This is a genomic window from Streptomyces glaucescens (genome assembly GCF_000761215.1).
In the GTDB taxonomy this organism is placed as follows: domain Bacteria; phylum Actinomycetota; class Actinomycetes; order Streptomycetales; family Streptomycetaceae; genus Streptomyces; species Streptomyces glaucescens_B.
Genome location: NZ_CP009438.1, coordinates 5,731,886 through 5,749,528, shown reverse-complemented (window position 1 = coordinate 5,749,528; position 17,643 = coordinate 5,731,886). Strand labels below are relative to the sequence as shown.

The 17,643-nt window shown below is 74.0% G+C and carries 14 protein-coding genes and 1 riboswitch; of the genes, 5 read left to right on the top strand and 9 right to left on the bottom strand.

Annotated elements, in window-relative coordinates; genetic code table 11:
* The first annotated feature begins 151 nt into the window (after positions 1-151).
* From SGLAU_RS24920 to sepH, 3 genes are all read left to right on the top strand, one after another.
* On the top strand, positions 152-1,393 hold the full coding sequence (locus SGLAU_RS24920; RefSeq protein ID WP_043504699.1) for an MFS transporter: 1,242 nt from the start codon (positions 152-154) through the stop codon (positions 1,391-1,393).
* Positions 1,353-2,672 carry a D-arabinono-1,4-lactone oxidase gene (locus SGLAU_RS24915; protein WP_043504698.1) on the top strand — a complete coding sequence of 440 codons (1,320 nt, stop codon included), beginning with the start codon at positions 1,353-1,355 and terminating at the stop codon, positions 2,670-2,672. The genes SGLAU_RS24920 and SGLAU_RS24915 overlap by 41 nt, the downstream gene beginning before the upstream one ends.
* A gap of 505 nt (positions 2,673-3,177) precedes the next feature.
* The gene (gene sepH / locus SGLAU_RS24910) at positions 3,178-4,242 is read left to right on the top strand and encodes a septation protein SepH (RefSeq protein WP_043504696.1); all 1,065 of its coding nucleotides are present in this window, start codon (positions 3,178-3,180) and stop codon (positions 4,240-4,242) included.
* A gap of 187 nt (positions 4,243-4,429) precedes the next feature.
* On the opposite strand, the gene SGLAU_RS24905 is transcribed toward sepH, so the two are convergent.
* Entirely contained in the window at positions 4,430-5,278 is an 849-nt protein-coding gene (locus SGLAU_RS24905) for a sulfurtransferase (protein WP_043504693.1), read from the bottom strand.
* 297 nt (positions 5,279-5,575) lie between these two features.
* On the opposite strand from SGLAU_RS24905, the gene SGLAU_RS24900 reads away from it, so the two are divergent.
* On the top strand, positions 5,576-6,373 hold the full coding sequence (locus SGLAU_RS24900) for a VOC family protein (RefSeq protein ID WP_043504692.1): 798 nt from the start codon (positions 5,576-5,578) through the stop codon (positions 6,371-6,373).
* 27 nt (positions 6,374-6,400) lie between these two features.
* Here the strand turns inward: SGLAU_RS24900 and SGLAU_RS24895 are convergent, their stop codons facing one another.
* The 4 genes from SGLAU_RS24895 to SGLAU_RS24880 form a co-directional block, all read right to left on the bottom strand.
* Entirely contained in the window at positions 6,401-7,051 is a 651-nt protein-coding gene (locus SGLAU_RS24895; protein ID WP_043504691.1) for a thymidine kinase, read from the bottom strand.
* Between the two features lie 50 nt (positions 7,052-7,101).
* Positions 7,102-8,298 (bottom strand): alkaline phosphatase family protein, encoded by a 1,197-nt coding sequence (locus tag SGLAU_RS24890; RefSeq protein WP_043504690.1) that lies wholly within the window; start codon positions 8,296-8,298, stop codon positions 7,102-7,104.
* A complete protein-coding gene (locus SGLAU_RS24885; protein WP_078957881.1) occupies positions 8,298-8,894 on the bottom strand; it encodes a DUF5998 family protein in 597 nt (198 codons plus the stop codon). Before SGLAU_RS24885 ends, SGLAU_RS24890 begins: the two co-directional genes overlap by 1 nt.
* An 87-nt stretch (positions 8,895-8,981) precedes the next feature.
* Positions 8,982-11,846: a GNAT family N-acetyltransferase gene (locus SGLAU_RS24880; protein WP_043504688.1), complete on the bottom strand. Its 2,865-nt coding sequence runs from the start codon at positions 11,844-11,846 to the stop codon at positions 8,982-8,984.
* A 177-nt stretch (positions 11,847-12,023) separates the two neighbouring features.
* Here SGLAU_RS24880 and SGLAU_RS24875 point away from each other — a divergent pair, with 177 nt between their 5' ends.
* On the top strand, positions 12,024-12,305 hold the full coding sequence (locus SGLAU_RS24875) for an HPr family phosphocarrier protein (RefSeq protein ID WP_006136411.1): 282 nt from the start codon (positions 12,024-12,026) through the stop codon (positions 12,303-12,305).
* Between the two features lie 204 nt (positions 12,306-12,509).
* Here the strand turns inward: SGLAU_RS24875 and SGLAU_RS24870 are convergent, their stop codons facing one another.
* The 4 genes from SGLAU_RS24870 to SGLAU_RS24855 form a co-directional block, all read right to left on the bottom strand.
* Positions 12,510-13,202, bottom strand: a complete 693-nt coding sequence (locus tag SGLAU_RS24870; protein WP_043504687.1) for a GntR family transcriptional regulator — start codon at positions 13,200-13,202, stop codon at positions 12,510-12,512.
* 187 nt (positions 13,203-13,389) lie between these two features.
* The gene (locus SGLAU_RS24865; protein ID WP_043504686.1) at positions 13,390-14,157 is read right to left on the bottom strand and encodes a M23 family metallopeptidase; all 768 of its coding nucleotides are present in this window, start codon (positions 14,155-14,157) and stop codon (positions 13,390-13,392) included.
* Between the two features lie 12 nt (positions 14,158-14,169).
* A riboswitch (cyclic di-AMP (ydaO/yuaA leader) is annotated at positions 14,170-14,334 on the bottom strand.
* A 225-nt stretch (positions 14,335-14,559) separates the two neighbouring features.
* Positions 14,560-15,948 (bottom strand): M16 family metallopeptidase, encoded by a 1,389-nt coding sequence (locus SGLAU_RS24860; RefSeq protein WP_043504684.1) that lies wholly within the window; start codon positions 15,946-15,948, stop codon positions 14,560-14,562.
* On the bottom strand, positions 15,945-17,339 hold the full coding sequence (locus tag SGLAU_RS24855) for a M16 family metallopeptidase (RefSeq protein ID WP_043504683.1): 1,395 nt from the start codon (positions 17,337-17,339) through the stop codon (positions 15,945-15,947). The genes SGLAU_RS24860 and SGLAU_RS24855 overlap by 4 nt, the downstream gene beginning before the upstream one ends.
* Positions 17,340-17,643: the final 304 nt, after the last annotated feature.

Sequence of the window (17,643 nt, the reverse complement as noted above, 5' to 3'; positions counted from 1 at the left end):
CCGCTCCCGGGGGGGTGCGTTAGGGTGACCTAACTCGTAAGCTGTATCGACCATCTTTGTGCCTTACGGGCGCGTCCGTGCGGCCGTCCCGCCGCGTGCCGCAGCATGTCCGCGTCCACCCGCCCGCCTGACCGAGCCGCCGGAGAGCCCCGTGCCCAGCCCTTACCGCGCCCTGTTCGCCGCCCCCGGCTCCAAGGCGTTCTCCGCCGCCGGTTTCCTCGGCCGGATGCCGTTGTCGATGATGGGCATCGGCGTGGTCACGATGATCTCCCAGCTCACCGGGCGCTACGGCCTCGCGGGTGCCCTCTCGGCGACGATCGCGCTGTCGGCGGCGGTGGCCGGCCCGCAGGTGTCCCGGCTGGTCGACCAGTACGGGCAGCGGCGGGTGCTGCGTCCGGCGACGCTGGTCTCGCTGGCCGCGGGAGCGCTGCTGCTGTTCGCCGCGCACTACGCGTGGCCGGACTGGGTGCTGTTCGTGGCCTGCGTCGGCATCGGCTGCGTGCCGAGCGTCGGCGCGATGATCCGGGCCCGCTGGGCGGCCGTCTACCGGGGCACCCCGCAGCTGCACACCGCGTACTCGTTCGAGTCCGTGGTGGACGAGATCTGCTTCATCTTCGGGCCGATCATCTCGATCGGCCTGTCGACGACCTGGTTCCCGGAGGCCGGGCCGCTGCTCGCGGGCTGCTTCCTGGCGGCCGGCGTCTTCTGGCTGACCGCGCAGCGCGCAACCGAACCCGCCCCGCACCCGCGCGCGGAGCACGGCCGGAGCCGCAGCGCGCTGCGCGCCCCCGGACTTCAGGTCCTCGTCGGGACGTTCGTCGCGACCGGGGCGATCTTCGGCGCGGTCGACGTGGTGACCGTGGCCTTCGCCGACGAGCGCGGGCACAAGGGCGCGGCCAGTGTCGTCCTCGCGCTGTACGCGGCGGGTTCCTGCGTGGCGGGGGCCGTCTTCGGGCTGCTGCGCTTCAAGGGCGCACCCGAACCTCGCTGGCTGCTGGGTGTGTGTGCGATGGCCGTGAGTATGATCCCCCTCCTACTGGTCGGGAACCTGCCGTTTCTGGCCGTGGCGCTCTTCGTCGCGGGTCTGTCCATCGCTCCCACGATGATCACGACGATGTCCCTCATCGAAGAGCACGTACCACGCGCGCAGCTCACCGAGGGCATGACCTGGGTGAGCACCGGTCTCGCGGTGGGGGTCGCCCTCGGCTCCTCGGCGGCCGGCTGGGTGATCGACGCCGCCGGCGCGCGGGCCGGGTACGGGGTTCCGGCGGTGTCCGGTGCCGTCGCGGTCGCGGTCGGTTTCCTCGGTTACCGCCGGCTCAAGAGGCCGGCTACGGGTCGGGGAGGCACCGTTGAGCAGCACGGCGAGCGGGAAGAACGGCACGTGGCGTAACTGGGGCGGCAACGTCACCGCGCGCCCGGCGCGGGAGGTCACCCCGGCGACGGTGCAGGAGCTGGCCGCGGCGGTGCTCCGGGCGGCGGAGGACGGCCTGCCGGTGAAGGCGGTCGGCACGGGACACTCCTTCACGTCCATAGCCGCCACCGGCGGGGTCCTGATACGCCCGCAGCTGCTGACCGGCATCCGCGACATCGACCGGGAGGCGGGCACCGTCACGGTCCTGGCCGGCACCCCGCTCAAGCGGCTCAACGTGGCCCTGGCCCGCGAGGGTCTGTCGCTGGCCAACATGGGCGACATCATGGAGCAGACCGTCTCGGGCGCCACCAGCACCGGCACCCACGGCACCGGCCGCGACTCCGGTTCGATCGCCGCCCAGATCACCGCACTGGAGATGGTCACCGCGGACGGCTCGCTGCTCACCTGTTCCGCGGAGGAGAACCCGGAGGTCTTCGCGGCGGCCCGGATCGGACTCGGCGCCCTGGGCATCGTCACCGCGATCACCTTCGCCATCGAGCCCCTCTTCCTGCTCCACGCGCGCGAGGAGCCCATGCCGCTGGACCGGGTGCTCGCCGACTTCGACGAACTGTGGGCCGAGAACGAGCACTTCGAGTTCTACTGGTTCCCGCACACCGGCAGCACCACCACCAAGCGCAACAACCGCAGCGCCGGGCCGGAACGGCCGGTGGGCCCGTTCAGGGGCTGGTTCGAGGACGAGTTCCTGTCCAACGGCGTCTTCCAGGCGGCCAACTGGGTCGGCCGCGCGGCGCCCGCCGCCATCCCCGCGCTCGCCCGGATCTCCAGCAGGGCGCTGTCCGCGCGGAGCTACACCGACATCCCCTACCGGGTCTTCACGTCGCCGCGCCGGGTGCGCTTCGTGGAGATGGAGTACGCCGTGCCGCGCGAGGCGGTGGTGGACACCCTGCGCGAGCTGAAGGCGATGGTCGACCGCTCCCCGCTGCGGATCAGCTTCCCGGTGGAGGTGCGGACCGCCCCGGCCGACGACATCACGCTGTCCACGGCGTCCGGCCGGGACAGCGCGTACATCGCCGTCCACATGTTCCGCGGCACGCCCTACCAGCGGTACTTCACCGCTGCCGAGCGCATCTTCACGGCGCACGAGGGGCGCCCGCACTGGGGCAAGGTGCACACGCGCGACGCGGAGTACCTCGCGGGGGTGTACCCGCGCTTCGGCGAGTTCACGGCGCTGCGGGACCGGCTGGACCCGGAGCGGCGCTTCCAGAACGACTACTTGCGCCGGGTCCTGGGGGCGTGACGGACGGCCGGGAGCCGGGTCGCCCGTCCCGTCCCGTCCGCCGAACCCCTCCCCCGGGCGTCAGTTCGTACCCCGCCGGGCCGCTCCGGACGCGGGGCCGGCACCGCCGGGCCCGCTTCCGGTGACGCCGTGAAGTACGCCACGTTTGTGATCACGTAAACCGGTCACAGACGGTCGGGTCCCGCGCCGCGCGAGAAGTTCGGCGGCGCGCCGATCCACGCTCGTGGTCCGAATGGAGTACTGTTGCGAGCCCTGGGTCCGGTCTCCCGCCAGGGTGTCCGGGGCCCGCCAAGGACCGCCGGGAGGGGGCTTGTTGCACAGGGTGACGGAGTTGGTCACTTAGCGTTGCGAATAGGTAACCGTGCCATAACGGCGATCCAGGGCCCGTGCCCGACACGCCGGGCAACTCGGCAAGGTTGTGGCAGGCTGCACCCGGGCAGGCCACACTCGACTAGCGGAAGCAGCGACGCACGTGACGTCGGCAGGCACCACCCGGGAGGTCCCCATGCCCGAACTGCGTGTCGTGGCCGTCTCCAATGACGGCACACGGCTGGTGCTGAAGGCTGCGGACAGCACGGAGTACACGCTTCCGATCGACGAACGGCTCCGCGCCGCCGTGCGCGGCGACCGTCCCCGCCTCGGCCAGATCGAGATCGAGGTGGAGAGCCATCTCCGCCCCCGCGACATCCAGGCGCGTATACGCGCGGGTGCGACCGCGGAAGAGGTCGCCCAGATGGCCGGCATCCCCGTCGATCGCGTACGCCGCTTCGAGGGCCCGGTGCTCGCCGAGCGCGCCTTCATGGCCGAGCGGGCCCGCAAGACCCCGGTGCGCCGCCCCGGCGAGAACTCCGGTCCGCTGCTCGGCGAGGCCGTCCAGGAGCGGCTGCTGCTGCGCGGCGCCGAGAAGGACACCGTCCAGTGGGACTCCTGGCGCCGCGACGACGGCACCTGGGAAGTGCTGCTGGTCTACCGTGTGGCGGGCGAGCCGCACTCGGCGAGCTGGACCTACGACCCGCCCCGGCGGCTCGTGCAGGCCGTCGACGCCGAGGCGCGCTCGCTGATCGGCGAGTCCGACGACCTCGGGGCGCCCGAGCCCAGCTTCCCGTTCGTGCCGCGGATCGCCCGGCTGCCGCGCGACCGCGCGCTGGCCGGATCCCTGGACCGGGACCGCGACCGCGACCGGGAGCGGCCGAACCTGCCCGCCCCGGTGCCCGAGCCCGCGGAGGAGACCGCGGCGACGGCGTCGGGCGAGCGGGACTCGCTGACCAGCCTGCTGGAGGCCGTGCCGAGCTTCCGCGGGGACCTGGTGGTCCCGGAGCGGCCCGGCGAGGCCGGCGAGGAGCCCGACGACGACGAGCCCGCGGTGGAGGAGCCGCCGGCGCCCGCCGCCTCGGCCGGTTCCGCCTACGCCGACGTCCTCATGCCCCGCTCGGTGGGCAGCCACCGCGACCGCCTGATCGGTGCCACCGACCGCCAGGCCGAAGCGGACGGCGTCCGCCCGGGCCGCCGCGCGGCCGTGCCCAGCTGGGACGAGATCGTCTTCGGCACGCGCCGCAAGAAGCAGGAGTAACCGGCCGTACGGGGTCCGGGCCCGCGCCGTTGACCGGCGCGGGCCCGGATCGCGTACGCCGTGCGCGCAGGGAACGACCCGGCGGCTCGGGTCGTCGTGAGCAGTGACGGCGCACGCAGGGGCGCGGAGTGCGTCCGGGCGCCTCCTTGCGCCTCCGTACGCCCGTCCGCACCCCTGCGCTACCGCGCTACTGCGGATCCGCTCCGACCGCCACCGGACGCTCCGGGTCCGACGACCACTCCGACCAGGAGCCCACGTAGAGGGCCGCCGGGATGCCCGCCACCGCCAGGGCCAGCACCTCGTGGGCGCCGGAGACGCCCGAACCGCAGTACACGCCGACCTCCGTGTCCGCACGGGCGCCCAGGGCCTCGAAGCGGGCCCGCAGTTCCCCGGCAGGCAGGAAGCGGCCGTCGGAGGTCACGTTCTCGGTGGTCGGTGCGGAGACCGCACCCGGGATGTGCCCGCCGACCCGGTCGATCGGCTCCACCTCCCCCCGGTACCGCTCCGCCGCGCGCGCGTCGAACAACACGCCGGAACGAGCCAGCGCGGCCGCGCCGTCGGCGTCCAGCAGCCCCGGTCCCGCGACCGGCTGGAAGTCACCCTCCCGGGGCGTCGGCTCCTCCTGGGACAACGGCCCCTCCCAGGACGGCAACCCGCCGTCGAGGACCCGCACGTCCGGGTGACCCGTCCAGCGCAGCATCCACCAGGCGCGGGCCGCGGCCCAGCCCTGTCCGCCGTCGTACACGACGACCGGCGTCCCGGACGACACGCCCGCGCGGCGCATCACGGCGCCGAACTCCGCCAGGCCGGGCAGCGGATGCCGGCCCCGCGCCCCCGGGGTCCCGGCCAACTCCCGGTCCAGGTCGACGAAGACGGCGCCGGGCAGGTGCCCGGCCGCGTACGCCGCGCGGCCGTCGAAGGGCGGCTCGCCCGCCGCCCTGGCCAGACTGAGCTGCCAGCGGACATCGAGCAGTACGGGCGGGTTCGGCCCCGCCAGTGCGCCGGCGAGTGCGGATGCGGAGATGATGGCGTTCATGACGACCATCCTGGCGTACGGGGTGGCCGCGGCGCCCGTGTCCGGCTACTCTGCTCCGCCAGGCAGGCCCGGTCACCCGGCGTACGGGAGCGGGCACGCGCCGTGCAGGCCCGGACGCCACCGATCGCGACGCGGGCACCCCCCGAAACGGGACGCAACCCGTGGATCGGGCATTCCCGGCGGCCGGACGGGATGCGGCGCGCCCGAGGGCGCGGCACCGACGGTGGTGCGAGCATCGGCACGGGTCCGGAGAGCGGAAGCGACGCGGCGCCGCGAGGGGCCGAGGAGAGAGTGACGATGACCGAGGCACGGGGGTCGGACGACCGGCCCGGCGAACCAGCCCGGTGCGCGCCCGGCACGCCCTGCTGGGTGAGTCTGATGGTGCACGGGATGGCGGCCACCCAGGAGTTCTACGCGGGGCTGTTCGGCTGGGAGTTCCGCCCCGGTCCCCCACGGCTCGGGCCCGGTGTGCGGGCCGTGCTCGACGGCCGCGACGTGGCGGGCATCGGGCAGTTGCCGCCCGACCGGCACCTCCCCGTCGCCTGGACCCCCTACTTCGCCTCCGACGACGCGCACCGGACGGCGGAGGCCGCGCGGCGGTGCGGAGGCACGATCGGCGTGGGCCCGCTGGACGCGGGCGAGGCGGGCCGGCTGGCGATCGGCTCCGACCCCGCGGGAGCCGTCTTCGGGATCTGGCAGGGGGCCCGGCATCGCGGCACGGCCGTCCCCGGGGTGCCCGGCACCCCCGTCTGGAACGAGCTGCTGACCTACGAGACCGCGACCGTCGCCAAGTTCTACGAGACCGTCTTCGGCCACGAGGAGGAGCCCGTGGCCTGCGCGGGCCTCGACCACGTGACCCTCTCCGTCGAGGGGCGGGCGGTGGCCGGCATCCACGGCGTGGGCCGCGCCGTGCGGCGCGACCGGGGCCCGCACTGGCTGACGTACTTCGAGGTGGCGGACACCGACGACGCGCTCCGCCGCCTGACCGGGCTGGGCGGGCACGTCCTCGCGCCGGCCGAGGACGGCGACCGCGGCCGGGTCGCGACGGTGACCGACCCCGAAGGTGCCCGCTTCCGCCTGCTCCAGCGCCCCTGAGCGACGGGCCCGGCCCGGCCGCGCGGGTCAGGTGGTCTGCGGCACCGGCAGGACGTCCGGGGACAGGGCAGCCGCGTGGGCGGTCGCCGCGGTCATCCGGCGGCGGTGGTGGCGGCGGCACAGCACCTCGTAGCCGACGGCCTCGGCCTGGTTGACGTCGCCGACGACCACCTGGGCGCCCTCGACGACCATCTCACCGCCGACGGTGCGGGCGTTGTGGGTGGCGCGGGCACCGCACCAGCACAGGGCCTCGACCTGGAGGACCTCGACCCGGTCGGCCAGCTCCACCAGCCGCTGCGAGCCGGGGAAGAGCTTGGTGCGGAAGTCGGTGGTGATGCCGAAGGCGTAGACGTCGAGCCCCAGGTCGTCGACCACGCGCGCGAGCTGGTCGATCTGCTCGGGTGCGAGGAACTGCGCCTCGTCGGCGATCACGTAGTCCGCGCGGCCGCCGTGCGAGAGGTGGTCGACGAGGTACGCGTAGAGGTCCATGCCGTCCTCGACCTCGACCGCGTCGGTGACCAGGCCGAGCCGGGAGGACAGCTTGCCCTCGCCCGCGCGGTCGTCCCGGGTGAAGATCATGCCCTGGAGGCCGCGCGCCGAGCGGTTGTGCTCGATCTGGAGAGCCAGGGTCGACTTCCCGCAGTCCATGGTTCCGGAGAAGAAGACCAGCTCGGGCATGGGAGGTTGAGCACCTTTCGGCGAGATCGTCATGGTGGCGGCCGGCGGCTTCAGGTCCGTACTTCGAGCAGCGGGACGAGCTGCTCGGCGGGGGTCAGCGAGCCGTGGTTGCCGACCATCGCCGACTCGTTGGGCTCCCGCTCGGAGGCGATGAGCAGCACGTCGTCCCGGGCGGCGGCGACGACGTCGCCGATGCGCGCGTACACCCGCTCGTCCACCCGCGGCCCGAACCAGCCCGCGGTGATCGCCTCGTCCCGCGAGGCCACCCAGAACTGTTCGCCGAGCACTTCCCGCCAGCAGGTCAGGACGTCGTTCGCGGCGCCGGGCACGGCGTAGACGTGCCGGGCGCGGCCCTCGCCGCCCAGCAGGGCGACCCCGGCGCGCAGCTCCCAGTCCTCGTCGAAGTCGATGCGGTGCTCCTCGTCGAACGGCACGTCGACCATGCCGTGGTCGGCGGTGACGTACAGCGCGCTGCGCGGGGGCAGTTGCTCGGCCAGGCGCTGGACCAGGCGGTCGACGTACATGAGCTGGCCGCGCCAGGTGTCGGAGTCGACGCCGTAGCGGTGGCCGGCGCCGTCGACCTCGGCGTAGTACGTGTAGACCAGGCTGCGGTCCGCGGCGGCCAGCTGCTCGGCCGCGAGGTCCATGCGGTCCTCGCCGGACAGCCGTCCGTGGAAGGTGCCGCCGCTGAGCGCCACCTTGGTCAGCGGGGTGTTCGCGAAGGCCGGGGAGGACACCTGGGCGGCGTGCACGCCCGCGCGGTCGGCCAGCTCGAAGACGGTGGGGTACGGCTGCCAGGCGCCCGGCTCGGTCCACGGCTGCCAGCGCAGCTGGTTCATGAGCTCGCCGGTGGCGGGGTTGCGGACGGTGTAGCCGGGCAGGCCGTGGGCGCCCGGGGGCAGGCCGGTGCCGACGGACGCCAGGGACGTCGCCGTGGTCGCCGGGTAGCCGGTGGTCAGCGGGCGGCCGGTGCCGCCGCGGGAGGCGGCCAGCAGCGAGGTCAGGAACGGCGCCTCGTCCGGGTGCGCCCTCAGCTGCTCCCAGCCGAGGCCGTCGATCAGGAACACGCAGTTGCGGTCGGCGGGGGCCAGCTCCGGGATGGCGGCCGTCACACCGGGCACGCCCATGCCCGCGGCGAGCGTGGGCAGCAGATCGGCGAGCGATCCCGTGCCGTACTCGGGCAGGGGGGCGGAGTCGACGGCGAGGGGTTCCGGGTGGGAGTCCCAGGCGGTGGGCGGCTGCACCATCAGCGGGTCGGGTCCGCGGTCGCCTCGGAGATGGCCTGCGCGAAGGCGAGCGCCTGGCGCACCGTCTCCGGGCCGTCGCCGGCCTCGCTGACGCGCAGGCTGAGGTCGTCGGCGGTGGTGCTGCCCGTGTAGCCGTGGTCGGCCTCGCAGTTGGGGTCGCCGCAGGCGGCGGGCTCCAGGTCGATCCGGGAGACGGCACCCCAGCCGATCGTGAGCACGACCTCGCGCGGGAGGCTGCCCGGCGTGTACGACTCCGGGTTGGCGACCACGCGGCTGACCACCACCGACGAGATCCGGCCGAGCTTCACGGACTCCGTGGAGGTGGTGGCGTACGGCGTCGGCGAGGTGTTGTCGGCGGCCTGCTCGTCGGTGTGGCTGACGATGAAGCGGGTGCCGGTGAGGACCAGCACGGTCACGTGCCGGCGGACCTCGTTCTGGTCGAACGTCGTCTCCTGGTGGACCAGGTACGACCGGATGGGCTCGCCGCCCACGGCGGCCTCCACCGCCTCGGCCACGAGGGCCGGGTAGTAGCCGCTGCGTTCGATCGCCGCCCGCAGCCCCTGGGTCGTCGTACTGGTCTTGGCCATGCCGTCCATCCTACGGGGGCGCACTGACTGCGAGGCACCGCTCGGCGGCCTCGGGAGGGGTTCGGATCCGTCTCGGGAGGCTTACGGCGGGGGCCCTCAGTAGGCGGGGAGCGTGCGCGGGCCCAGGTCGTCGCGGGCGGGGGGCGGGGCCAGCCGCACCGAGGCGCCGAGCACGCTCAGGCCCTCGGTGGCGACGACGACCGGCTCCAGCGTGACCGCGACCACTTCGGGGTGGTCGTCGACCAGCCGGGACACCCGCAGCAGCAGCTCCTCCAGAGCGGGGGTGTCGACGGGTGCCGAGCCCCGCCAGCCGAACAGCAGCGGTGCCGTCCGGATCGACCGGACCAGGGAGGCCGCCTCCCGGTCGGTGACCGGGACCAGCCGGTGCGCCATGTCGCCGAGCAGCTGCGAGGCCGCCCCGGCGAGCCCGAAGGACAGCACCGCCCCGGCGGCGGGGTCGATCACCGCGCGGACGACGGTGTCCACCCCGCGCGGTGCCATGGCCTGCACCACCGGGCGCAGCTCCTGCGGCGTGCCGAACAGGCCGGTCAGTTCGGCGTACGCCCGGCGCAGCTGTTCCTCGTCCGCGAGGTCCAGGCGGACGCCGCCGAGGTCCGCGCGGTGCCGCAGGTGCGGGGCGGTGGCCTTGAGGGCCACCGGGTAGCCGAGGGCGCGCGCGGCGGCGACGGCCTCCTCGGGGGTGGGGGCGGGCAGGGCGCGGCGCACCGGGATGCCGTACCGGCCGAGCAGCTCGCAGGTCTCGTCGGTGCCGAGGGAGAGGCCCTGGCCGCGGGCGAGGAGGCCGCCGATCAGCCGGGCGGCGCCCTTCTCGTCGATGTCGTCGTACTCCGGCACCTTGCCGGGGTCGGCGGCCTCGCGCCGCCACTGCGCGTACCGCACGGCTTCGGCGAGGGCGCGGACGGCGCGTTCGGCGGCGGGGTAGGCGGGGATGAGGCGGGTGCCGTCGGCGGGCTCGGCCGGGGTCTCGGGCTCCGGGCGGGTTTCGGGTTCGGCGGTGCCGGCGGTCGCGGCACGCGCGCGTGGGGCGGTGCTCGTGGCGGCCGACAGGGCCTCGGCGAGTCCGCCCAGTTCCACGTGGACGACCAGGACCGGCTTGGACGGCGTCCGCTCGGCCGCGGAGCGCAGCGCCGCGGCCAGGGCGGCGTCCCCGGCGGACTCCTCCCCGATCGCGGGTATCGCGGTGACCACCACCGCGTCGCAGGTGTCGTCGGCCAGGGCGCGGGACAGGGCCGCGCGGAAGTCCTCCGGCGTCGCGGCGGTCGTCAGGTCCAGGGGCGGGGCGGGCCTGAGGCCCTCGGAGAGGCAGGCGTCGTAGGTCAGCACGCCCAGGGACTCGGAGTTGCCGAGGATCGCCACGCGCGGTCCGGGCGGCAGCGGCTGGCGGGCGAGCAGCAGGCCGGTGTCCACCAGTTCGGTGATGGTGTCCACGCGGATGACGCCGGCCTGGCGCAGCAGCGCGGAGACCGTGGCGTGCGGCAGCCGCGTGGCGCGCACGGCGTGGCCCTGCGGGGCGGACCCGGCGCCCTGGACCACGACCAGCGGCTTGGCCGCCGCCGTCCGGCGGGCGAGGCGGGTGAACTTGCGGGGGTTGCCGATGGACTCCAGGTACATCAGGACCACGTCGGTGTCCGGGTCGTCGTACCAGTACTGGAGGACGTCGTTGCCGGAGACGTCCGCGCGGTTGCCGGAGGACACGAAGGTCGACACGCCGGTGACTCCCGTGACGCCGCCGCCGCGGCGGTGCAGCCGGGACAGCAGGGCGATGCCGATCGCGCCGGACTGGGCGAACAGGCCGATCCGTCCGGGGCGCGGCGGTTCGGGGGCGAGGGAGGCGTTGAGGCGTGTCTCCGGGGAGTTGTTGATGATCCCGAAGGCGTTGGGGCCGATGATGCGCATGCCGTGGGCGCGGGCGAGGCGCACCAGGGCCCGCTGGCGCTCGCGTCCCTCGGGGCCGCTCTCGGCGTATCCGGCGGAGATGACCACCAGCCCCTGGACGCCGTGCTCGCCGCACTCGGTCACGACCTCGGGGACCCGCTCGGCGGGCACGGTGACGACCGCGAGGTCGACGGGGCCGTCGATGTCCCGCACGGACCGGTACGCGGGGATCCCGTCCAGTTCCTTCTGCCCGTCGGGCAGGGCGCGGTTGACCGCGTACAGGCGCCCGGTGAAGCCGGCGTCCCGGATGTTGCCGAGCACCCCGCGTCCCACGCCGCCGGGGGCGCGGCCGGCGCCGACGACGGCGACCGAGCCGGGGGCGAGCAGCCGCTGCACGGAGCGGGCCTCGGCGCGCTGTTCGCGCGCGTACTGCACGGCCAGGGAGCGGTCGGTGGGTTCGAGGTCCAGTTCGAGGCGGACGACGCCGTCCTCGAAGCTGCGCTTCTGGGTGTACCCGGCGTCCGTGAACACCTTGATCATCTTGGTGTTGGCGGGCAGCACCTCGGCGGCGAAGCGGCGGATGCCGCGCTCGCGGGCGACGGCGGCGATGTGCTCCAGCAGGGCGGAGGCGACGCCGCGGCCCTGGTGGGCGTCCTGCACCAGGAAGGCGACCTCGGCCTCGTCGGGGATGCCGGGGGCGGGCGCGAAGCGTCCTCCGGCGAGGGCGGCGTCCGGCGACGGGCGGGCGGAGGCGGGCAGTCCGTTCCTGCCGATGCGGTCGTAGCGTACGGTGGCGATGAACTCGCCGCCGATCGTGGCCGCGAGTCCCACCCGGTCCACGAAGTCGTGGTGCGTGAAGCGGTGGACGTCCTTCGCGGACAGGCGCGGGTAGGGCGCGAAGAAGCGGTAGTACTTCGACTCGTCCGAGACCTGCTCGTAGAAGCTGACCAGGCGCTCGGCGTCATCGACGGTGATGGGGCGGATGCGTGCGGTGCCGCCGTCGCGCAGCACCACGTCGGCCTCCCAGTGGGCGGGGTACTCGTGCCGGTCCGACGAGGTCTGCATGGGCCCCAGAGTACGGCTCGCGTCCGGCGAGGGCGCGGGGCAGTCTGTGGGAGGACGGAGCACCGGACCGAGGCCGCGGTCCGGAGCCGCCCGGCGGGGACACACGTCCGCTCCGGGCACGCTTCACGATGTGGGAAACTGGTCTAGACAACCTGAACACCTGAAGGGCAGCATCACATGGCTGAGCGCCGCGTCAACGTCGGCTGGGCCGAGGGCCTCCACGCCCGCCCCGCCTCCATCTTCGTCCGAGCCGCCACGGCCGCAGGCGTCCCGGTGACGATCGCCAAGGCCGGCGGCACCCCCGTCAACGCGGCCTCCATGCTGGCCGTCCTCGGTCTGGGCGCCCAGGGCGGCGAGGAGATCGTCCTCGCCTCCGACGCCGAGGGCGCGGACGCCGCGCTCGACCGCCTGGCCAAGCTGGTCGCCGAGGGCCTCGAGGAGCTCCCCGAGACCGTCTGACGCTCGCTCGGCAGTCACTCCCGGACCGCGTCGCCCTTTCCCGGGCGGCGCGGTCCCGGTATTTCCGGGGACTGCCCTCCGCCATGTCGCGGAGACATTTTCGGGCAGGGGCCGGCGGCACGGACGACAATTATCGCCGCGCTGGAGAAGGGGCAGGGAATTCCTGACGCCGAAATTACCCGGTCTTTGTATACGGCGCCCGTGTTAAAGCCGCGAGCCCGGCGTGTTTACGGCATGTTGCGAGTTCCTCACACGCTCCGCGCGTTCGGCGCCCGGGCCGGACCGCAGCCGGTGCGCGGCCGTCGCGCGCTCGGTGTGCACCGCGGTGATCGCCCGCGCGCGTTCGCTGTCGCCGCGCGCCACGGCGTCCACGATCGCCCCGTGCTCCGCCCAGGACTCCACTCCGGCCGGCGCCTCCACGACGTACATCCAGGCGATCATGTGCCGCAGCCGGGTCAGCGTCGAGGCCAGCGCGGGGCTGCCGCAGGCCTGGGCCAGCGTCTCGTGGAACCAGCCGTCCAGGGAGCGCAGGTCGTCGCTGTGGCCGCGGCGGGCGCGCTCCTGGCCCAGCCGGACCAGGCCGCGCAGCACCTTCAGATGCGCCTCGGTGCGCCGCTGGGCCGCGCGGGAGGCGCCCAGCGGCTCCAGCAGCAGACGCATCTCCAGCAGGTCGGAGGCCTCCTGCTCGGTGGGCTCCGCGACGCACGCGCCCGCGTGCCGCCGGGTCACCACGAAACCCTCCGCCTCCAGCGTGCGCAGGGCCTCCCGGACGGGGACGCGTGAGACGCCGTAGCGGCGGGCCAGCAGTTCCTCGGTGAGCCGGCTGCCGCGCTCGTGGACACCCGCGACGATGTCGTCCCGGATCGCCGTGCACACCGAGTGCGCCGGAATACGCATGACCGACCTCCGCCTTAATCCCCGTGACACGCCGACGACTGACGTGTGTTCAGCGATGTTATGGCAATGGGCGGGAATTTCCGACGGCGGGCCGGAATCCATGGATATATTTTGGACAGCGGAGCGGCCGAAATGCCGAAAGCCCCGGCGCGGGGCCGGGGCTTTCGGGAAGTGCGCGGGGGGCGCGTCAGATGCTCACGCCGTGCGCGCGCAGGTAGGCGACCGGGTCGATGTCGGAGCCGTACTCCGCGCCGGTGCGGGCCTCGAAGTGCAGGTGCGGGCCGGTGACGTTGCCGGTCGCGCCGGACAGGCCGATCTGCTGGCCCGGCGTCACCGTCTGGCCGACGGACACGCCGATGGAGGACAGGTGCCCGTACTGGGTGTACGTGCCGTCGTGCATCCGGATGACCACCTGATTGCCGTACGCCCCGCCCCAGCCGGCCTCCACGACCGTGCCGGTGCCGACCGAGTGCACCGAGGTGCCGCTGGCGGCGTGGAAGTCGACACCGGTGTGGCTGCCGGAGGACCACAGCGAGCTGCCGGCCTGGTAGCCGGTGGAGACGTACGAGCCGCTGATCGGCAGCACGAAGGTGTTGAGGCGCTTGCGCTCGGCCTCCCTCGCCGCCCGCTCCGCGGCCTCGCGGGCCTTGCGGGCCTCCTCCGCGGCGCGCTCCATCGCGGCCGCCTCGGCCCTCTTGACGGCGGCGGCGTGCTCGGCGGCCTGCTGCTGCGCGGCGGCCTGCGCGTCGATCTGGTCCGCGACCTCGTCGCCGATGGTCAGGACGGGCGTCAGACCGGTCTGCTCGGCGGGGGACTCGACGGCGGCGAGCGCCGGGCCCGCCAGGGTGCCGATGACGCCGGTGGTGGTGAGCGCGGCGACGCCCGCGGCGCGGGCGGTGGAACGCTGCATCCGGCTGGGACGGCGGTGCTTCCCGGTGGCGCGGGTGAACGCCATGAAGTGGCTGGTCCTTTCCTTCCCTCTCGCCTACCGGGTTAGCTGACGGGTTCGGAGCAGGAAGGTCTCCTACGGACCCCCTCGCGCACGGCGCGGGCGCCCGATTCACCCCAGGGACATGGTTGGGTCCCCGGCTCCCCTGGCTCGCGCCGTACGGGGACTCGGCGATGACTGTCCGGTGCCGCGGGTGCGGCGCACTGCCTGACGGACAGCCCGGACGACGCTAAGGGGGGCGGCTTCCAAAGCTCAAACGAATGCCGGGTTTTGTAGCGCATCCCACAGGCCAGACAGGCAACCTCCGCCTCAATTCGGACACCGAGGGGCCCTGGTGACGCTTCGGTCCCCAGGGCCCCTGCGCGCGGTTGTGCCCGGCGGCCCCGCGGGCGTGCCCGCGGGAGTGTGCTACTCGGCCGTGACGACGGTGACTTCGCCGATGCCCAGGGCCTCCACCGGCTCCTTGATCTGCGCCGCGTCACCGACGAGAACGGTCACCAGACGGTCCACCGGGAAGGCGCTGACGACCGCCGCGGTGGCCTCCACCGTGCCGGTGGCGGCCAGTTGCCGGTACAGCGTCGCCTGGTAGTCGTCGGGCAGGTGCTGCTCCACCTGGTCGGCCAGAGTGCTCGCCACGGCCGCCGCCGTCTCGAACTTGAGCGGTGCGACCCCGACCAGGTTCTGCACGGCGACGTCCCGCTCCGCATCGGTCAGGCCCTCCGCGGCGAGCGTGCGCAGCACCGTCCACAGGTCGTGCAGGGCGGGGCCGGTGTTCGGGGTGTCGACCGAGCCGCTGATGGCGAGCATCGAGGCACCCGTGCCGTCCGGTGCCGACCGCAGCACCTGCCCGAAGGCGCGCACGCCGTAGGTGTAGCCCTTCTCCTCGCGCAGCACCCGGTCCAGGCGGGACGTGAGGGTGCCGCCGAGGCAGTACGTGCCGAGCACCTGGGCGGGCCAGACGCGGTCGTGCCGGTCCGGGCCGACGCGGCCGATGAGCAGCTGCGTCTGGACGGCGCCGGGGCGGTCGACGATGACCACGCGTCCCGTGTCGTCGGCGGTCACCGGGGGCACCGGACGCGGCTGCCCCGGGGTGCCGGCCCAGGCGCCGAGGGTGTCGCCGAGCAGGGCGTCCAGGTCGATGCCGGTGAGGTCGCCGACCACCACGGCGGTCGCGGTGGCCGGGCGGACGTGCCGCTCGTAGAAGGCGCGGACGGCCGCCGAGTCGATCTTCGCGACCGTCTCCTCGGTGCCCTGGCGCGGACGCGACATGCGCGACGCCGCCGGGAACAGCTCCTTGGACAGCTCCTTGGCGGCCCGCCGGGCGGGGTTGGCCAGCTCGTGCGGGATCTCGTCCAGGCGGTTGCGGACCAGCCGTTCGACCTCGCCGTCGGCGAACGCGGGCGCCCGCAGCGCGTCCGCGAGCAGCCCGAGGCCCTTCTCCAGCCGGGACGCCGGAACCTCCAGGCTCAGCCGTACGCCGGGGTGGTCGGCGTGTGCGTCCAGGGTGGCGCCGCAGCGCTCCAGCTCGGCGGCGTACTCCTCGGCGGAGTGCTTGTCGGTGCCCTCGGAGAAGGCCCGCGCCATGATCGTCGCGACACCGTCCAGGCCCGCGGGCTCGGCGTCCAGCGGAGCGTCGAGCAGCACCTCGACGGCGACGACCTTCTGGCCCGGGCGGTGGCAGCGCAGGACGGTGAGACCGTTGTCGAGGGCCCCGCGCGCAGGCGCCGGGAACGCCCACGGCCTGGCCTCGCCCGGCTGCGGCCGGGGGTGGAACTCCATGCTGGTCAGCTCGGTCACTTGGCCGCCTCCTCGTTGGCGCCGGCGGCTTCCACGGTCGCCGCGGATTCCGGGTCCTCGGTGCCCTCCACCTGCTCGGGCTGCTCGGGGGCGAGCGGCTCGTAGACGAGCACCGCGCGGTTGTCGGGCCGCAGACGCGCCCGGGCGATGTCCCGGACCTCCTCGGGCGTCACCTCCAGCACCCGCTTGACGGCGGTGAGGGCGAGCTGCGGGTCACCGAACAGCACCGCGTACCGGCACAGTTCGTCGGCGCGGCCCGCGACCGTGCCCAGCCGGTCCAGCCACTCGCGCTCCAGCTGGGCCTGGGCGCGCTCCATCTCCTCGGCGGTGGGGCCCTCCTCGGCGAACCGGGCCAGCTCCTCGTCGATGGCGGCCTCGATGACCGGCACCTCCACGTCGCCTGAGGTCTTCACGTCCAGCCAGCCCAGCGAGGGCGCGCCCGCCAGCCGCAGCAGGCCGAAGCCCGCCGCGACCGCCGTGCGGTCCCGGCGCACCAGCCGGTTGTACAGCCGGGAGGACTCGCCGCCGCCCAGGACGGTCAGCGCCAGGTCCGCCGCGTCGCACGCGCGCGTGCCGTCGTGCGGGAGCCGGTAGGCGGCCATCAGGGCGCGCGCCGGGACCTCCTCCTCGACGACCTCGCGCAGCTGCTCGCCGATGACGTCGGGCAGCGAGCCGTCGCGCGGGGCGGGCTTGCCGTCGTGGGAGGGGATCGAGCCGAAGTACTTCTCGATCCACGCGAGGGTCTGCTCCGGGTCGATGTCGCCCACGACCGAGAGCACCGCGTTGTTGGGCGCGTAGTAGGTGCGGAAGAACTCCCGCGCGTCCTCCAGCGTCGCCGCGTCCAGATCGGCCATCGAGCCGATCGGCGTGTGGTGGTAGGGGTGGCCCTCCGGGTAGGCGAGGGCGGTCAGCTTCTCGAAGGCGGTGCCGTAGGGCACGTTGTCGTAGCGCTGGCGGCGCTCGTTCTTGACGACGTCGCGCTGGTTCTCCATGGACTCGTCGTCCAGGGCGGTCAGCAGGGAGCCCATGCGGTCGGCCTCCAGCCAGAGCGCCAGCTCCAGCTGGTGGGCGGGCATGGTCTCGAAGTAGTTGGTGCGCTCGAAGCTGGTGGTGCCGTTCAGGGAGCCGCCGGCGCCCTGCACCAGTTCGAAGTGGCCGTTGCCCTTCACCTGGGCGGAGCCCTGGAACATCAGGTGCTCGAAGAGGTGAGCCAGGCCGGTACGCCCCTTGACCTCGTGGCGCGAGCCGACGTCGTACCAGAGGCACACCGCCGCGACCGGGGTCAGGTGGTCCTCGGAGAGCACCACGCGCAGGCCGTTGGCCAGGCGGTGCTCGGTCGCTGTCAGGCCGCCGGTGCCTGCCTCGGCTGTGGCCGTGTGACCCTTGGGCATGTACGTCCCTTCGATCGCGGATGCGGTGGCTGAGACCGCTTGTTTCCTGCCGGTCCTGCCACTGTATGCAAGCGTGCGGACCGTCTGCGAAGTTCCCGCAGCGCGTACGCCGAGAGCGAGAAAGGGATTGCCGCCGCGAGGGCGTAGCCTGCGGGCAGCGGGGCCGGGCGGTGGCAGGCGTAGCCTGCGCGCTGCGGGGGGCCGGGTGGCCGACGCCGGGTCCCGCTCCGCGTTGTCAGTGCCGCGGTCCACAATGGTCCGCGTCAGATCCCGTTCACCACGCTTCAGCAAGGAGCCAGGCAGC